General features: G+C 50.1%; 12 protein-coding genes and 1 tRNA gene. 4 read left to right on the top strand and 9 right to left on the bottom strand.

The window, feature by feature from the left end; all coding sequences use genetic code 11:
* The first annotated feature begins 131 nt into the window (after positions 1–131).
* Positions 132–1,661, top strand: a complete 1,530-nt coding sequence (gene norR / locus J0A65_RS19660) for a nitric oxide reductase transcriptional regulator NorR (RefSeq protein ID WP_206596043.1) — start codon at positions 132–134, stop codon at positions 1,659–1,661.
* A gap of 468 nt (positions 1,662–2,129) precedes the next feature.
* Here the strand turns inward: norR and J0A65_RS19665 are convergent.
* Positions 2,130–2,206 (bottom strand) — tRNA-Val (locus J0A65_RS19665).
* A 136-nt stretch (positions 2,207–2,342) separates the two neighbouring features.
* A complete protein-coding gene (locus J0A65_RS19670; RefSeq protein ID WP_206596044.1) occupies positions 2,343–2,561 on the bottom strand; it encodes a PGPGW domain-containing protein in 219 nt (72 codons plus the stop codon).
* Between the two features lie 138 nt (positions 2,562–2,699).
* On the opposite strand from J0A65_RS19670, the gene ydiJ reads away from it, so the two are divergent.
* Positions 2,700–5,726: a D-2-hydroxyglutarate dehydrogenase YdiJ gene (gene ydiJ, locus J0A65_RS19675; RefSeq protein ID WP_206596055.1), complete on the top strand. Its 3,027-nt coding sequence runs from the start codon at positions 2,700–2,702 to the stop codon at positions 5,724–5,726.
* Between the two features lie 28 nt (positions 5,727–5,754).
* Positions 5,755–5,973 (top strand): DUF4826 family protein, encoded by a 219-nt coding sequence (locus J0A65_RS27945; protein WP_416135320.1) that lies wholly within the window; start codon positions 5,755–5,757, stop codon positions 5,971–5,973.
* Between the two features lie 32 nt (positions 5,974–6,005).
* Here the strand turns inward: J0A65_RS27945 and J0A65_RS19685 are convergent, their stop codons facing one another.
* The 7 genes from J0A65_RS19685 to J0A65_RS19715 form a co-directional block, all read right to left on the bottom strand.
* Positions 6,006–6,464, bottom strand: coding sequence for a GNAT family N-acetyltransferase (locus tag J0A65_RS19685; protein WP_206596046.1), 459 nt, complete (start codon positions 6,462–6,464; stop codon positions 6,006–6,008).
* A 68-nt stretch (positions 6,465–6,532) separates the two neighbouring features.
* Entirely contained in the window at positions 6,533–7,777 is a 1,245-nt protein-coding gene (locus J0A65_RS19690; RefSeq protein WP_206596047.1) for an adenylate/guanylate cyclase domain-containing protein, read from the bottom strand.
* Between the two features lie 116 nt (positions 7,778–7,893).
* Complete coding sequence (gene purB, locus J0A65_RS19695) at positions 7,894–9,267, bottom strand: adenylosuccinate lyase (RefSeq protein ID WP_206596048.1); 1,374 nt, start codon at positions 9,265–9,267, stop codon at positions 7,894–7,896.
* A gap of 14 nt (positions 9,268–9,281) precedes the next feature.
* Positions 9,282–9,911, bottom strand: a complete 630-nt coding sequence (gene hflD / locus J0A65_RS19700) for a high frequency lysogenization protein HflD (protein WP_206596049.1) — start codon at positions 9,909–9,911, stop codon at positions 9,282–9,284.
* Between the two features lies 1 nt (position 9,912).
* Positions 9,913–11,013, bottom strand: a complete 1,101-nt coding sequence (gene mnmA, locus J0A65_RS19705; RefSeq protein ID WP_206596050.1) for a tRNA 2-thiouridine(34) synthase MnmA — start codon at positions 11,011–11,013, stop codon at positions 9,913–9,915.
* Between the two features lie 86 nt (positions 11,014–11,099).
* Positions 11,100–11,543, bottom strand: a complete 444-nt coding sequence (locus tag J0A65_RS19710; protein ID WP_206596051.1) for an NUDIX hydrolase — start codon at positions 11,541–11,543, stop codon at positions 11,100–11,102.
* A complete protein-coding gene (locus J0A65_RS19715; RefSeq protein ID WP_206596052.1) occupies positions 11,544–12,080 on the bottom strand; it encodes an rRNA large subunit pseudouridine synthase E in 537 nt (178 codons plus the stop codon).
* A gap of 329 nt (positions 12,081–12,409) precedes the next feature.
* On the opposite strand from J0A65_RS19715, the gene J0A65_RS19720 reads away from it, so the two are divergent.
* Positions 12,410–14,090 (top strand): NADP-dependent isocitrate dehydrogenase (locus J0A65_RS19720; protein WP_206596053.1); only part of this gene is annotated, 1,681 nt, incomplete at its 3' end.

Genomic DNA, 14,090 nt, shown 5'->3' on the forward strand with positions numbered 1-14,090 from the left:
ATGTGCCTCCCGTCTTCGCAAACCCTATGCCACAACATAACCAATTGAATAAAAAGAGGTAATTTTTTGTGTGGTTGTTTTAACCTTATCGTGATAGGGTGTAATTAACCTTTTATATGGTAATTAATACCATGATGAATGAATTTCTTGTTGCTGATTTAGCCGTTGAGCTGCCCGACTTACTGCGCCTTGAACGACTGGTAAAAACCCTTAAGGCCGAATTTCAGTGTGGCGCCGTAGCCCTGCTGAAGCTGGAAGGCGAGGTACTGAAACCCTTGGCAGTAACAGGCCTGGTCAAGGAAACCCTGGGACGACGTTTTCTGCCAGCACAACATCCTCGTTTGGCCGCGATTCTGACCAGCGAGCATCAGCCGGTGTGCTTCGAACACAGCAGCGCCTTACCGGATCCCTACGACGGTTTACTGGATCAGATAGAAGGGCAACCTTTACCCGTGCATGACTGTATGGGAATGCGTTTGGAGCAGGACGGTAAGGTCTGGGGCGTGATCACCTTCGACAGCCTGCTTCCTGGTACCTTTTCCACGTCAGCCCAAAGCACTCTCAAGCAACAAAAACTGTTGCTGGAAGCAGCGGTACGCACCACCAGACTGGAGATAGAGAACCGCAGTTTAAGGCAATCGAGGATCAATGCGGCGGTGCGACAGGAAGGAAGTGCCACAGAAGATGCTGAAATTGTTGGACGTAGCCAGGTTCTTCAACAGTTGTTAGGGGAATTGGATACGGTAGCAGATTCGGAATTACCCGTGCTATTGCTGGGGGAAACCGGGGTCGGCAAAGAGCTGTTTGCCCGACGTCTGCACCAACATTCGCGCCGGGCCAACAAACCCCTTATTCATGTTAATTGTGCTGCACTACCTGAGTCCTTAGCTGAAAGTGAGCTATTTGGCCATGTCAAAGGGGCGTTTTCTGGTGCGCATCAGGAGCGCGCTGGCAAATTTGAGGCGGCCAATGGCGGTACCTTGTTTTTAGATGAGGTTGGGGAGTTGCCGCTAGCGGTTCAGGCTAAATTACTGCGCGCCCTGCAAAACGGTGAAATACAGCGACTGGGGGCGGATAAACCACGTAAGGTGGATGTACGTATTATCGCGGCGACCAATCGCCAGCTAAAAGACAGCGTTAAGCAGGGGGACTTTCGCGCTGATCTGTATCATCGTTTGTCCGTGTACCCTGTACCTATTCCCCCCCTTCGGGAGCGGGGCAATGATGTGTTGCTGCTGGCCGGCCATTTTCTGGAGCAAAATCGTGCCCGTCTCGGGCTTCGTAGTTTACGTCTTTCCACTGAGGCAGAATCCGCCTTACTTGCCTATCAGTGGCCGGGTAATATTCGCGAGCTTGAACATGTCATAAGTCGAGCCGCCATCAAATGTCTGGGGCGTAATCCCGCTCGTGGTGATATCTCTACACTAGTTCCGGAACTGATGGATTTGGATATTGAGCATAGCCGCCCAACAACCCATATTGGCGATACGCAACCAGGGTCACTGCTGATGCCCTTAAAAACACTGTTGGACCAGACCCAGCGAAATGCCATTCAGGCGGCATTGGACACCAATGGACAAAACTGGGCGCAAACCGCCAAGTTGCTTGAAGTGGATCCCAGTAATCTGCACAAATTGGCAAAACGCCTGGGTATGAAGTAACCCTAGTGTTATGAACCCACTGGCGGATCGTTAAAATCTAGTTGCTGAACATCCTGCTGTGGACTGAAAAAGGCGTTATTAGTTCTGAACCCGGTTATACGGAACGGCGATACCTGCACCAGCTTGACGAAAAGATTTTGGGATAAATCATATAGAAGTGGTGTGTCCGAGTAGACTTGGATTGCCGACCATCGGACCGGGTCATAGAGAGCGGTGGTGTTTACACCAACTTGACGAAAATACTATGGGAAAATCAAAAGAATGGGGCTTCTGAGTAAGTTCGGGCTGCCGACCATTGGACCGGGTCATAGAGAGCGGTGGTGCTTACACCAACTTGACGAAAATACTATGGGAAAATCAGAAGAATGGTGCGTCCGAGTAGACTCGAACTACCGACCATTGGACCGGGTCATAGAGGGCGGTGGTGCTCGCACCAGCTATTAATAATCGGGAATTTAATAAGGAAAGTGGTGCGTCCGAGTAGACTCGAACTACCGACCCCCACCATGTCAAGGTGGTGCTCTAACCAACTGAGCTACGGACGCACTTTGATGATTTGTTTCAGATTTGCGACGCATCTGAGAACGGCGCGTATAATAACGACGCCTAATTCCCGGCGCAACTGCTTTTTCGGCTTTTATGTCTGACTGCTGATTTTGTATTCAGCAAGGATTAAAGCGTCTAGCGACTTAATTTACGATTCAGTAATGCGCTGTCTAATCTGCTAGCGCCTTTATGCATGCCACGTTGGCAGCGTTTCAACCACTGACGGGCAACCGGAAAGTCCACACTTAACAGCACTAAACCCGCCAGCAGGAACAAGATGGAGCCTGGCAGAATAAACAGCACAGTGCCTATCAAGGTAAAGGTCACACCCAAACCAATTCGCAGACTTTTCATATTTCAGCTCCTGTGACCTGATTCAGCATATGGCTATCAAGTATAGAGAAAGGGAATAGATATTCAGCTGCCAAGTTGTTACAGGAGGTTGCACCCTTGTGTATACTAGCGGCACATTTTTCCAGCCAGTCTGTTCGGATGTTACCGCTAGTCGATTCCAAAGCCAGTATTGAACAGGATTACCTTGATTACCTGGATGCTTTACGCACTTCCCAATTTAAAGGTGAAATAGAAACCAGCTATGCCAGCCGCTTGGCCGTAGCCACGGATAATTCCGTGTATCAGCGTCTGCCTCAGGCGGTGGTTTTTCCAAGGGATGTCGCTGACCTGCAGTTGATTGGGCAGTTAACGCAAAGCCACAATAAGGTGCGCTTCTCGGCCCGCGGCGGCGGCACGGGCACTAATGGACAGTCCCTTACCGATGGTTTAGTGGTGGATTTGTCCCGGCATATGCGCGACATCCTTGAGTTTAATGCCGAGGAACGTTGGGTTCGGGTGCAGGCTGGTGTAATCAAGGATCAGCTTAACGATTTCCTGCGTCCCCATGGCTTTTTCTTTGCCCCGGACTTGTCCACCAGTAATCGGGCCACCATTGGCGGCATGATCAATACTGATGCATCAGGGCAAGGCTCCTTGGTGTACGGTAAAACCAGCGACCATGTGTTGGCGCTGCGTTCGGTGCTTGCTGATGGCAGCTTGCTGGATACTGCGCCCATGGGACTTGATGAAGCACGGGAACTAGCGGGGCAGAGCGGTGTTATCGGCCAAGTGGTAGCACAGGTGTTGCAAAGCTGTGAGCAAAAGCGTGAACAGATCCTGGCGAAATTTCCGCGACTGAATCGCTTTTTGACCGGCTACGACCTTGAGCATGTGTTCGATGCTGATATGCAGTACTTTGATCTCAGCCGTATTATTACCGGCTCAGAAGGCTCACTGGTGTTTGTGGCCGAAGCTAAGCTGAATGTCACGCCCATTGCGCGCTATAAAACGCTGATAAACGTCAAATACGATTCTTTTGAATCAGCCCTTCGCCATGCCCCGGCGATGGTGGCGGCCCAAGCAACCTCGGTGGAGACTGTTGATAGCAAAGTCCTGAATCTGGCCCGGGAAGATATTATCTGGCACTCGGTAAAAGCGCTGATTGAGGATGTGCCGGGTAAAGACCTGCAAGGCCTGAATATGGTGGAGTACAACGCCGAAGCCGAGCAGGATATGCAGGATAAAATCACCGGCTTAGTGGCCATGCTGGATGATTGTATTGCCACCGGCAAGTCTGGGGTGATTGGTTATCAGCTTACCTCGGATAACGCCGATATCGGTAAAATTTATGCCATGCGCAAAAAAGCGGTGGGTCTGCTGGGGAAAACCAAAGGCAGTAAGAAACCCATCGCCTTTGCCGAAGACACGGCTGTGCCGCCTGAGAAACTAGCCGATTTTATTATGGAGTTTCGAGCGCTGCTGGATGCCAAAGGTTTGCAATATGGCATGTTTGGCCATGTTGATGCGGGGGTGTTGCATGTGCGTCCGGCACTGGATTTGATTGACCCTTTGCAGGAAATGCTGATGGCCGAAGTGTCCGATCAAGTTGTGGCCTTGGTGGCTAAATACGGCGGTTTGATGTGGGGCGAGCATGGTAAGGGCTATCGTAGCGAATACGGCCCGGCGTTCTTCGGTGAAGAGCTCTTTACTGAGCTACGTAAAATTAAAGCGGCCTTTGATCCCTTTAACCGCATGAACCCAGGCAAAATTTGCACGCCTTATGAGTCAGATGAAGTGCTGGTAAAAGTATCGGATACCAAACGCGGCACTTATGACCGTCAGATCCCTCTGAAGGTGCGCGAGGCCTTTGAGCCAGCCATGAGCTGCAACGGTAACGGCTTGTGTTTTAATTATGACAGCACTTCCCCCATGTGCCCCTCCAGCAAGATTAGCAAAGATAGGCGCCATAGTCCTAAGGGACGGGCGGGATTGATGCGCGAGTGGCTGAGATTGCTAAGCAAGCAAGGGGTTGATGTTGCCAAGCTGGATAAAGTAGGTACAAAGCAAAGCTGGTTCAGCCGCATGTACAACACCTACAAGCAAGACAACAGGGGGGATTTCTCTCATCAGGTGATGGAAGCTATGGACGGCTGCCTGGCCTGTAAAGCCTGTGCCAACCAGTGCCCGGTGAATGTAGATGTGCCGAGCTTCAGAGCGCGCTTTTTGCATATGTATTATGGCCGCTATGCCAGACCGTTCAAAGATTACCTGGTCGCGAATGTTGAGAAGATGGCGCCGCTATTGTCCAAGGCTCCGCGCCTGGTCAATGCCGCACTGGTGTTAGGCGAGTGGCCTTTGCGCAAGTGGGTGGGCTATGTGGATGCGCCAACACTTTCTTATCCAACGCTGGCCGGGCGGCTCGACAAGGAAGTGCAGGCTTTTGACTTGTCCCTGCTGACATCCCTTAATCCCGAGCAACTGAGCAAAAGGGTTTTGATTGTACAAGATCCCTTTACCAGTTTTTATGAAGCGGAACTGATTGAAGATTTAGTTAAGCTGATCCGTAAACTTGGTTTGCACCCAGTGCTACTGCCTTTTAAACCCAATGGTAAACCTCAGCATGTAAAAGGGTTTTTAGCCGAGTTTGCCGCTACCGCTAAAAATGCTGCCGCATTCTTTAACCAGCTCTCGGCGCTTAACATCCCAATGATTGGTGTGGATCCGTCTTTAGTACTTTGTTATCGGGATGAATATAAAAAAGCCCTGGGCAACGACCGTGGTGATTTCAACGTGCAGCTGATACATGAGTGGCTGGAAAGCGTGGAGTTGCCTGAAGCTACTGCTCAACCTTTACGGTCATTTGCTTTATTTGGCCATTGCACGGAAAAAACCGCATTGCCTTCTGCGGAAAAGCAATGGCAGCAAATTTTTAAACGAATGGGGGCGGATTTGACCCCGGTATCGGTAGGTTGCTGTGGCATGGCCGGCACTTATGGACACGAGACGTCGCATTTGGAGCACTCCAAAGGAATATTTGAGCTGAGCTGGCAACCAGCGTTGGCAGGTTTTAGAGCTGAACAGGTATTGGCCACCGGCTATTCCTGTCGCAGCCAAACGGCCAGAATGCAAGGGGTTAAACCTAAGCACCCGCTGCAGGCGTTGCTTGGATTGATAGAGGAAAAATAAGTATGGCAGAGCAACTATCGGATAAGGGATCAGTACCAAAAGGTGGCGATTTACCCTCCGATGTCGCACCAGCCGGTGTGGCGGGGCACTTAAGCATTTTTCGCTGCGCTGGCAGTTGAAAGCGAAGAACCTGTCGCGAGCAGAAAATCCTGACCAAACACAGCGGGACTTTGTAAATATATTGATTAGTCGTGCAGAAGGAATATACGACTTAGCTGAACGCTCTGATCTCTGGCAAACAGGCTGAAAATACGCCCTAGGGCGCCCTTTGGGGGCACCCTAGTGGGTAAACTCCACTTTCGGGAGTGAGAACTGTTCTATGTTACAAGCTAATCTCTGACGAGCTATGCCTGCATCCATATAAACTGCACCGACAGGACGAAATCCTTGTTGTTGGTAGTAGTTGACACCTTCCAACTCGCACTGCACTGAGACAGTCTGCATACCTTGTTGCTTAGCAATCGCCAGCAAAGCGGTCAGCAGTTGTTGATATACCTCAGGTTTACGGCAGTTGTTTAATACAGCAATCCGTCCTATTTCACCGTCAGCGGTGATACGTCCGGTTGCTATCTCTATGCCCGCGTCATCCAACAGTAAAACATGGCAGGCCGCACTGTCCTGGCGATCAAACTCCACATCTTTGGGAATTCGCCATTCGTAAACGAATACCTTTTCTCTGAGCTTTGTGAGCTTGTCTTTGGCGCTTCTCCAGTCGACGTTTTTAACGGTAAACGTCATCTGTATTGCCTCCAAAACCGGCACCTCATTGTGCCGAAACTTCAGTCTATGATTTGAACAAAAAATAGTCAATCGCCTGTTTGGTCTGATGTCTTTATTGGACCAATAAGCCAATAGGTTTCACAGTCTTGCATGCCCCGTACGCTGAGTCTGCCGCGAGGTTCAAAGACAAAGTCATGTCGGCTGAGTCTATAAGTGTGCTCTGACACCTGAATCTTATGGCTTTGACCTTGGCTTTCCATTCGAGAGGCCAGATTCACACTATCTCCCCATAAGTCGTAACTGAACTTATGCTTACCTATGACACCTGCAATCAACTGACCGCTATTCAGGCCAATTCGCAATCCCTTGTTGATATGATGGCGTTGGTTAACCTGTTCAAAGGTGAGTAACATTTGTAAGGCGCAAGCGCAGGCACGTTGGGCGTGATTGGGGTGATGAACGGGCACCCCGGATACCGCCATATACTCATCACCATTGGTTTTGATCTTTTCCATGTCATAGCGCTTGAGCAGTTGGTCAAACTCACTGTACAAATCGTTAAGATAATTCACCACGGCTTCCGGTGCCCTGTTGTTAACAATGTCACTGAATCCCTCAATGTCAGCGAACAACACTGTGGCACTGGCAAAGTGCTCGGCCACGGGTTTATTCGAATCTTTTAGGCGCTCGGCAATAGGATCAGGCAGCACGTTCAAAAGCAGGTTTTCTGAACGGCGTTGTTCGTTAGCAATGCGTGTCCAACTTTTAGCGTGGTCCAGAAAAATGTGGTAGGTACACAGCATGCAAGTTAGTGGGAAAGTGAGACTGGTGATCTGCTTAACCCTTTGTTGGTAGTTTTGCTCTAATCCGAGCAGAGGTGCCACTTCAAAATGCTCGAGCAGATAAAAACCCAGAGCAAAACTGCCTGCTGCGAGTAGCAGGAGCACAGTTTCTTCGCGGTAAAACAGAAAAGGTACGGTCAGAAAGCCCAATATCAGAAACCAGTGGCTGGCACTTTGATAGCCCAGGTAAAGGCTGGTCAGGGATATAAAGCTGGCATAGCCACCAATAAGCACCCGGCGCGCTAATCTGGTTTGGCCTATATTGCTGCAAAGCGGCACTAATGGGCAGAGCATAGCGTGGAACAGCAATATCAAAATTTGCACATCACCGCCCTCTGCCCAATAAAACAGATGCAAAGGCAAATGCACCAACATGACACAAAACAATACCAGGGAAATGAGATTGGTTAAGCGGGCAGGACTGATATTTTTACAGCCGTTTTTTTGAATACCGGCCCAAATCCAGGTCTTCAACAGCGCGGTGATCATGCCAAGCTCCTTATGGCTGTTCGTTCCTAAACTGCGTGGAAAACTGTACCCCTTATCGAAAATAAAAACGCCCGGTTCCCCGGGCATTTAAGTGTAGCTGTTAAAAGCCTTGATGGTTAGCCAACCAGCTGCTCAACCAGTTCAACCGCGCGGCCAATGTAACCCGCTGGTGTCCACTGTTTAAGCTCGGCTTTTACCTCATGAGGCAATGCCAGGCCGTCAATAAACTCGGCCATCATTTGTTGGTTTACCCGTTTGCCGCGCGTCAGTTCCTTGAGCTTTTCATAAGGCTTTTCAATACCATAACGACGCATCACGGTTTGAATGGGTTCGGCTAGCAGCTCCCAGTTAGCATCAAGCTCGCTGAGCAGGCTTTGCTCGTTCACTTCCAGCTTGCTGATACCTTTTAAGGTAGCCTGATAAGCAATCAGGCTATAGCCCATGCCTACGCCTAAATTGCGCAGCACGGTGGAGTCAGTCAGGTCACGCTGCCAGCGGGAAACCGGAAGCTTGGCGGCCAGATGGTCAAAAATGGCATTGGCCAGTCCCAGGTTGCCTTCGGAGTTTTCAAAGTCAATGGGGTTTACTTTGTGTGGCATGGTGGAAGAACCAATCTCGCCTGCCACGGTTTTTTGCTTAAAGTGACCCAGCGCAATATAGCCCCAAACATCCCGGTCAAAATCGATCAGTATGGTATTAAAGCGTGCTACCGCATCAAATAGTTCAGCAATGTAATCGTGAGGTTCGATCTGCGTGGTGTACGCGTTCCAGACAATCCCCAGACTTTCTACGAACTCGCGGGAAATGGCTGGCCAATCCAGCGCCGGATAAGCAGACAGGTGCGCGTTATAGTTGCCAACTGCGCCATTTAACTTACCGAGCAGCTCCACACCGGCAATCTGCTCACGTTGACGCTGCAGACGCACTAAAACGTTAGCCATTTCCTTGCCCATAGTGGTAGGGCTGGCTGGCTGGCCATGAGTACGAGCCATCATAGGAATGGTTTTGTATTCCAGTGCTAAACGGCGCAATTCACTAATCAGCTTGTCACAGTAAGGCAGAATCACCTGGCTACGTGCTTCGCTTAGCATCAGAGCATGAGACAGGTTGTTAATATCTTCTGAGGTACAAGCAAAGTGAATAAATTCGCTAACTGCACTGAGCTCTGCGTTGTCGGCGACTTTTTCTTTTAAGAAATACTCAACGGCTTTTACGTCATGGTTAGTCGTACGCTCTATTTCTTTCACGCGGGCCGCATCGGCTTCGCTGAAATCGGCCACTATAGCATCTAATAATGCCTGAGCTTTGGCGCTAAAAGCAGGAACTTCCTGTAAGGCGTCAATGCTGGCAAGCTTTTGCAACCAGCGGACTTCTACCTGAACCCGGTATTTGATCAGACCGAACTCGCTGAAAATACCGCGAAGTTCTTGGGTTTTGCTGCCATATCGACCGTCTACCGGGGAAATAGCTGACAATGCAGAGAGTTCCATGCTGTGGCTCCTGATTAGTGGTTAATGCGTTTGAACGCCTTCTCGGCGTTTTCCAATACGTTGCGACGGCTGAGCAGGATATGGCGACGTTTGCCACCTAACTGACGCCAAAGCACCGCGGAACGAATACCGGCCAGCAACAAAGCTCTGACTCTGTGCTGAATGGCGGTTTGTTTTAACAGATTGGGGTCGCCAGCGACCTGAATACGTGGTCCGATAGGGCTGATAACATCAGAATAAATGCGCGCCATATTGGCCAGCATGGGTTCATCGGTAAGGGCATACAGGCTTTGCTGACGCTTGATATGGTCTATACGCTCACCCAGTTCGGCCAGCTTATTTGGTTGCTTGGTTAGCTTACGTTCCAGCCCCAGGATACTGGCAATATAGCGGGTGATTTCGGCGTCTTTGGCTACCGGTTTATTGGATAGCTGTCCCTCAAGGGTGACAAATCCCAGCCTTAAATTGGCCAGATTGCCATAAATCTCTTCGGTGCTTTGGGGATCAGTGACCACCAAGCTTTGAATACTGGCAACGAAGGCCCCGTCATCGCCATTGCCTTTACGGGCAAATTGTTGCACCAGGGCGGCTGATTGGCAAACCGCGGCCAGGGCCAGACTTTTGTCAAATTCTCTGTCGTTCATATTAGCGAATGTAGCTCTCGATAATGCCGCCGCCCAGACAGACTTCGTTCAGGTAAAATACGGCTGACTGCCCTGGCGTTACGGCTTTTTGCGGTTGGTCAAACAGCACCTGCAACTGGCCGTTTGCCAAGGGGGTTACTTCACAGGGGATATCCTGCTGCCGATAACGGGTTTTGACCACACAGCGAAGGGGCGTGGTGGGGCCTTGTCTGTCAACCCAGTCCAGTTGCTTGGCGATTAGCCCTTTGGAATAAAGACGTGGATGATCATCGCCCTGACCGACGATAAGCACATTACGGGCGACATCTTTGTCCACGACGTACCAGGGCTGTTCGCCGTGATCTTTCAGACCACCTATATGCAACCCCTTGCGTTGGCCCAGGGTGTGATACATCAGCCCTTCATGCTCGCCAATAACTTCACCTTCTGTCGTTTCAATTTTGCCTGGCTGGGCAGGAAGATAGCGACCCAGAAAATCTTTGAATTTTCGCTCACCAATAAAGCAAATACCGGTACTGTCTTTTTTATCGTGAGTAATAAGGCCTTGTTCAGCGGCGATTTCACGCACTCGGGGCTTTTCGATATCACCGATAGGGAACAAGGTATGGCCGACCTGCTGCTCGTTTAGGGTATACAAAAAATAGCTCTGGTCTTTGTTGTCATCCAGGCCGCGCAATAGCTGCCAATGACCATCCTGCTCGCGACGTCGCACATAGTGTCCGGTCGCAATATAGTCAGCGCCTAGATCTTCTAAGGCGAACTCCAGAAAGGCTTTAAACTTAATTTCCTTGTTGCACATAATATCCGGGTTCGGTGTGCGACCGGCTTTGTATTCGGCCAGGAAATATTCAAAAACGTTATCCCAATATTCGGCGGCGAAATTGATAGTGCGTAACTTGATGCCCAATTTGTCGGCAACGGCCTGGGCGTCTTTCAGGTCTTCGGCAGCAGCGCAGTATTCTGCATCGTCATCTTCTTCCCAGTTTTTCATAAACAGCCCTTCCACCTGGTAGCCTTGCTGTTTAAGCAAATAGGCTGAAACGGAGGAATCCACACCACCGGACATACCGACGATGACTTTAATTTGGCTGTTCTGCTGCATGGGCTTGATTAACTTGACGCTGCGCTTAAATTACGGAGCGCGAATTCTAGCAGACTTGTCCGGCGGACGCATCTGCTATGGACGGCTTAGGGCAGATAGTGGAATTGATTAAGGAGCGTGATTTGTCCTTGCCGGTAGTCCTCGATACAGTGCAGTACCATGGGGGAGCGCAGTTGGGATTGACGTTGTTTGATATCATCCAGGCTTAACCAATGACAGGCCTGAATTTGTCGGTCTTGAGGGGCGGTTGCCAGGGGCGTATCGAGCTTCAGGGCAAAGCAAAAGCGTAAAAACGTCAAACCCTCTCTTTCCACCGGATACAGGTAGGTACCTACCAGACCCGTCGGGAGCAAATCCAGACCGGTTTCTTCACGCAGTTCACGGCGAGCAGCATCTGGTATCGATTCCCCTGCCTCTAAATGGCCAGCTGGCTGATTGAACACCAGCTTGCCGTTAATATTTTCTTCAACCAGTAGGTATTGGCCTTGGGCTTCTACGACACAGGCCACGGTGACATTAGGTTTAAACACTTAAATCTCCAAAAACTGACCAGGGGCAATGCCATCTAAGGTCCAGCTTCCCACCCGATAGCGAATTAGGCGCAGGGTAGGGTAACCAATGTGGGCCGTCATGCGTCGAACCTGGCGATTACGTCCTTCACTTATGCTAATGGACAGCCAACTGGTAGGAATGGACTGGCGAAAACGCACGGGCGGATTACGTGGCCATACCTCTGGTTCCGGCATTAACGACACTTTCGCTGGCAGTGTCATGCCGTCTTTTAACTGCACGCCGTCACGCAGCGCTTGCAAGGCCTTTTCTTCAGGTGCGCCTTCTACCTGCACCCAATAGGTTTTGCTGGTTTTGCTTTTGGGGTGAGCCAGCTTATGCTGAAGTTTGCCGTCATTGGTCAGTACCAGTAGGCCTTCGCTGTCCATATCCAGCCTTCCTGCTGCATACACCCCTGGAATATCGACATAGTCTTTCAGGGTTTGGCGGCCTTCCTGGTCGGTAAATTGGCAAAGTACGCCGTACGGTTTATTAAGTAACAGAGTTCGAGTATGCATAACCTATAAGGAAAGATTTCTTTTGCTTGGCGTGATTGGCTTTATTATCCGGGTGCCCAGCGGCCAGTCAACTAAGCCTTTAGCTAATTAAAACAGGCGTTTGGATTGAGTCTTTTAGCGGGTATATACCCAAGTAGCACTTGTACTTGGCGGTTTCGGCCATATATGATTCAGACACTTTTTTGCGGGAAGCATGCTTCCCGATGCCATGGTGGGGATGTGGCCCGGTCACGTTGGAACCGGGTTTTACAGCAGGAGATAGTGAGTGGCCCCTGTTGCCCCGGAATGTTCCAACCGGCCGCATCCAGCCGTAACAACAGAGGTATCACATGACAAGCAAGTCAAAAATTATTTACACCAAGACCGATGAAGCGCCGGCTCTTGCTACGTATTCTTTGCTGCCTATCATTAAGGCATTCGCGTCAACGGCGGATATTGAAGTTGAGTTAAGCGATATTTCTTTGGCTGGCCGTATGTTGGCTGCTTTCCCAGAATTTTTAACTGATGATCAGAAAGTGCAAGACGCGCTGGCAGAATTGGGCGAGCTGACTCAGCACGCTGATGCCAATATTATTAAGTTGCCCAACATCAGTGCGTCTATTCCTCAGCTTAAAGCAGCCATTAAAGAATTGCGCAGCAAAGGCTTTATGTTGCCTGAGTATCCGGAAGAGCCGAAAAACGATGAAGAGAAAAGCATCAAGGCTCGCTACGGTAAGATTTTGGGTAGCGCGGTAAACCCTGTACTGCGTGAAGGTAACTCAGACCGTCGTGCACCTACTGCGGTTAAAAACTACGCCAAAACCCATCCGCACTCCATGGGAGCTTGGAGCCAGGCTTCACGCACGCACGTAGCGCACATGCGCGGTGGTGATTTTTACTCTCGTGAGAAGTCAGTGACAGTGGACAAAGCTGGCTTTGTTCGCATCGAGCACACAGACAAGCAGGGCAACAAGACGGTACTTAAGCCTCGTATTGACCTGTTGGCCGGTGAAGTGATTGATGGCATGTACATGAGCAAAAAAGCCCTGTGCAAGTTCTTCGAAGAACAAATTGAAGATGCCAAACAAACGGGCATTTTGTTCTCGCTGCACGTTAAGGCAACCATGATGAAGGTGTCGCACCCCATTGTGTTTGGCCACTGCGTAAAAGTGTTCTACAAAGATTTGTTCGAGAAATATGCTGACCTGTTTGCCGAACTAGGTGTGAACGCTAATGATGGTCTGGGTAGTGTTTACGATAAGATTGCCAGCCTGCCAGAGTCTCAGCGTAGCGAAATCGAACGCGATATCAACGCCTGTTATGCTGACCGCCCACCTATTGCCATGGTGAACTCAGACAAAGGTATTTCCAACCTGCACGTGCCTAGTGACGTGATTGTTGACGCCTCTATGCCTGCCATGATCCGAAGCTCTGGTCAAATGTGGGGACCTGACGGCAAGCCTTATGACACCAAAGCCGTGATCCCTGAAAGTACTTACGCCACTATCTATCAGGAAGTGATCAATTTCTGTAAGACTCACGGTGCGTTCGATCCTACCACTATGGGTACTGTACCTAACGTGGGTTTGATGGCGCAAAAAGCCGAAGAGTACGGTTCGCACGACAAGACCTTTGAAATTAAGGCTGACGGCACTGTGCGTATCGTTGATCAAGACGAAAACGTACTGATCGAGCATGATGTGGAAGAAGGCGACATCTGGCGTATGTGTCAGACCAAAGACGCGCCAATCCGTGACTGGGTGAAACTGGCGGTAACTCGTGCCCGTCAATCTGGTATGCCGGCCGTGTTCTGGCTGGACGATGAGCGTGCCCATGACATTCAGTTGATCAAAAAAGTAAATACCTATCTCCAAGAGCACGATACCGAAGGCCTGGATATTCAAATCATGTCTCCGGTTCGCGCAATTCGTTACAGCATGGAGCGTTGTATCCGTGGTCTGGATACTATTTCCGTAACTGGCAACGTGCTGCGTGACTATCTGACAGACTTGTTCCCTATTCTTGAACTGG

It is taken from the genome of Bowmanella yangjiangensis, assembly GCF_017255015.1.
Taxonomy (GTDB): Bacteria; Pseudomonadota; Gammaproteobacteria; order Enterobacterales; family Alteromonadaceae; genus Bowmanella; species Bowmanella yangjiangensis.

Bases quoted from the DNA above. Each gene is read 5' to 3' on its own strand.
- J0A65_RS19690 (WP_206596047.1), bottom strand. From the start codon at position 7,777: ATGATCACCGCGCTGTTGAAGACCTGGATTTGGGCCGGTATTCAAAAA.
- ydiJ (WP_206596055.1), top strand. From the start codon at position 2,700: ATGTTACCGCTAGTCGATTCCAAAGCCAGTATTGAACAGGATTACCTT.
- hflD (WP_206596049.1), bottom strand. From the start codon at position 9,911: ATGAACGACAGAGAATTTGACAAAAGTCTGGCCCTGGCCGCGGTTTGC.
- J0A65_RS19685 (WP_206596046.1), bottom strand. From the start codon at position 6,464: ATGACGTTTACCGTTAAAAACGTCGACTGGAGAAGCGCCAAAGACAAG.
- norR (WP_206596043.1), top strand. From the start codon at position 132: ATGATGAATGAATTTCTTGTTGCTGATTTAGCCGTTGAGCTGCCCGAC.
- purB (WP_206596048.1), bottom strand. From the start codon at position 9,267: ATGGAACTCTCTGCATTGTCAGCTATTTCCCCGGTAGACGGTCGATAT.
- J0A65_RS19715 (WP_206596052.1), bottom strand. From the start codon at position 12,080: ATGCATACTCGAACTCTGTTACTTAATAAACCGTACGGCGTACTTTGC.
- mnmA (WP_206596050.1), bottom strand. From the start codon at position 11,013: ATGCAGCAGAACAGCCAAATTAAAGTCATCGTCGGTATGTCCGGTGGT.
- J0A65_RS19670 (WP_206596044.1), bottom strand. From the start codon at position 2,561: ATGAAAAGTCTGCGAATTGGTTTGGGTGTGACCTTTACCTTGATAGGC.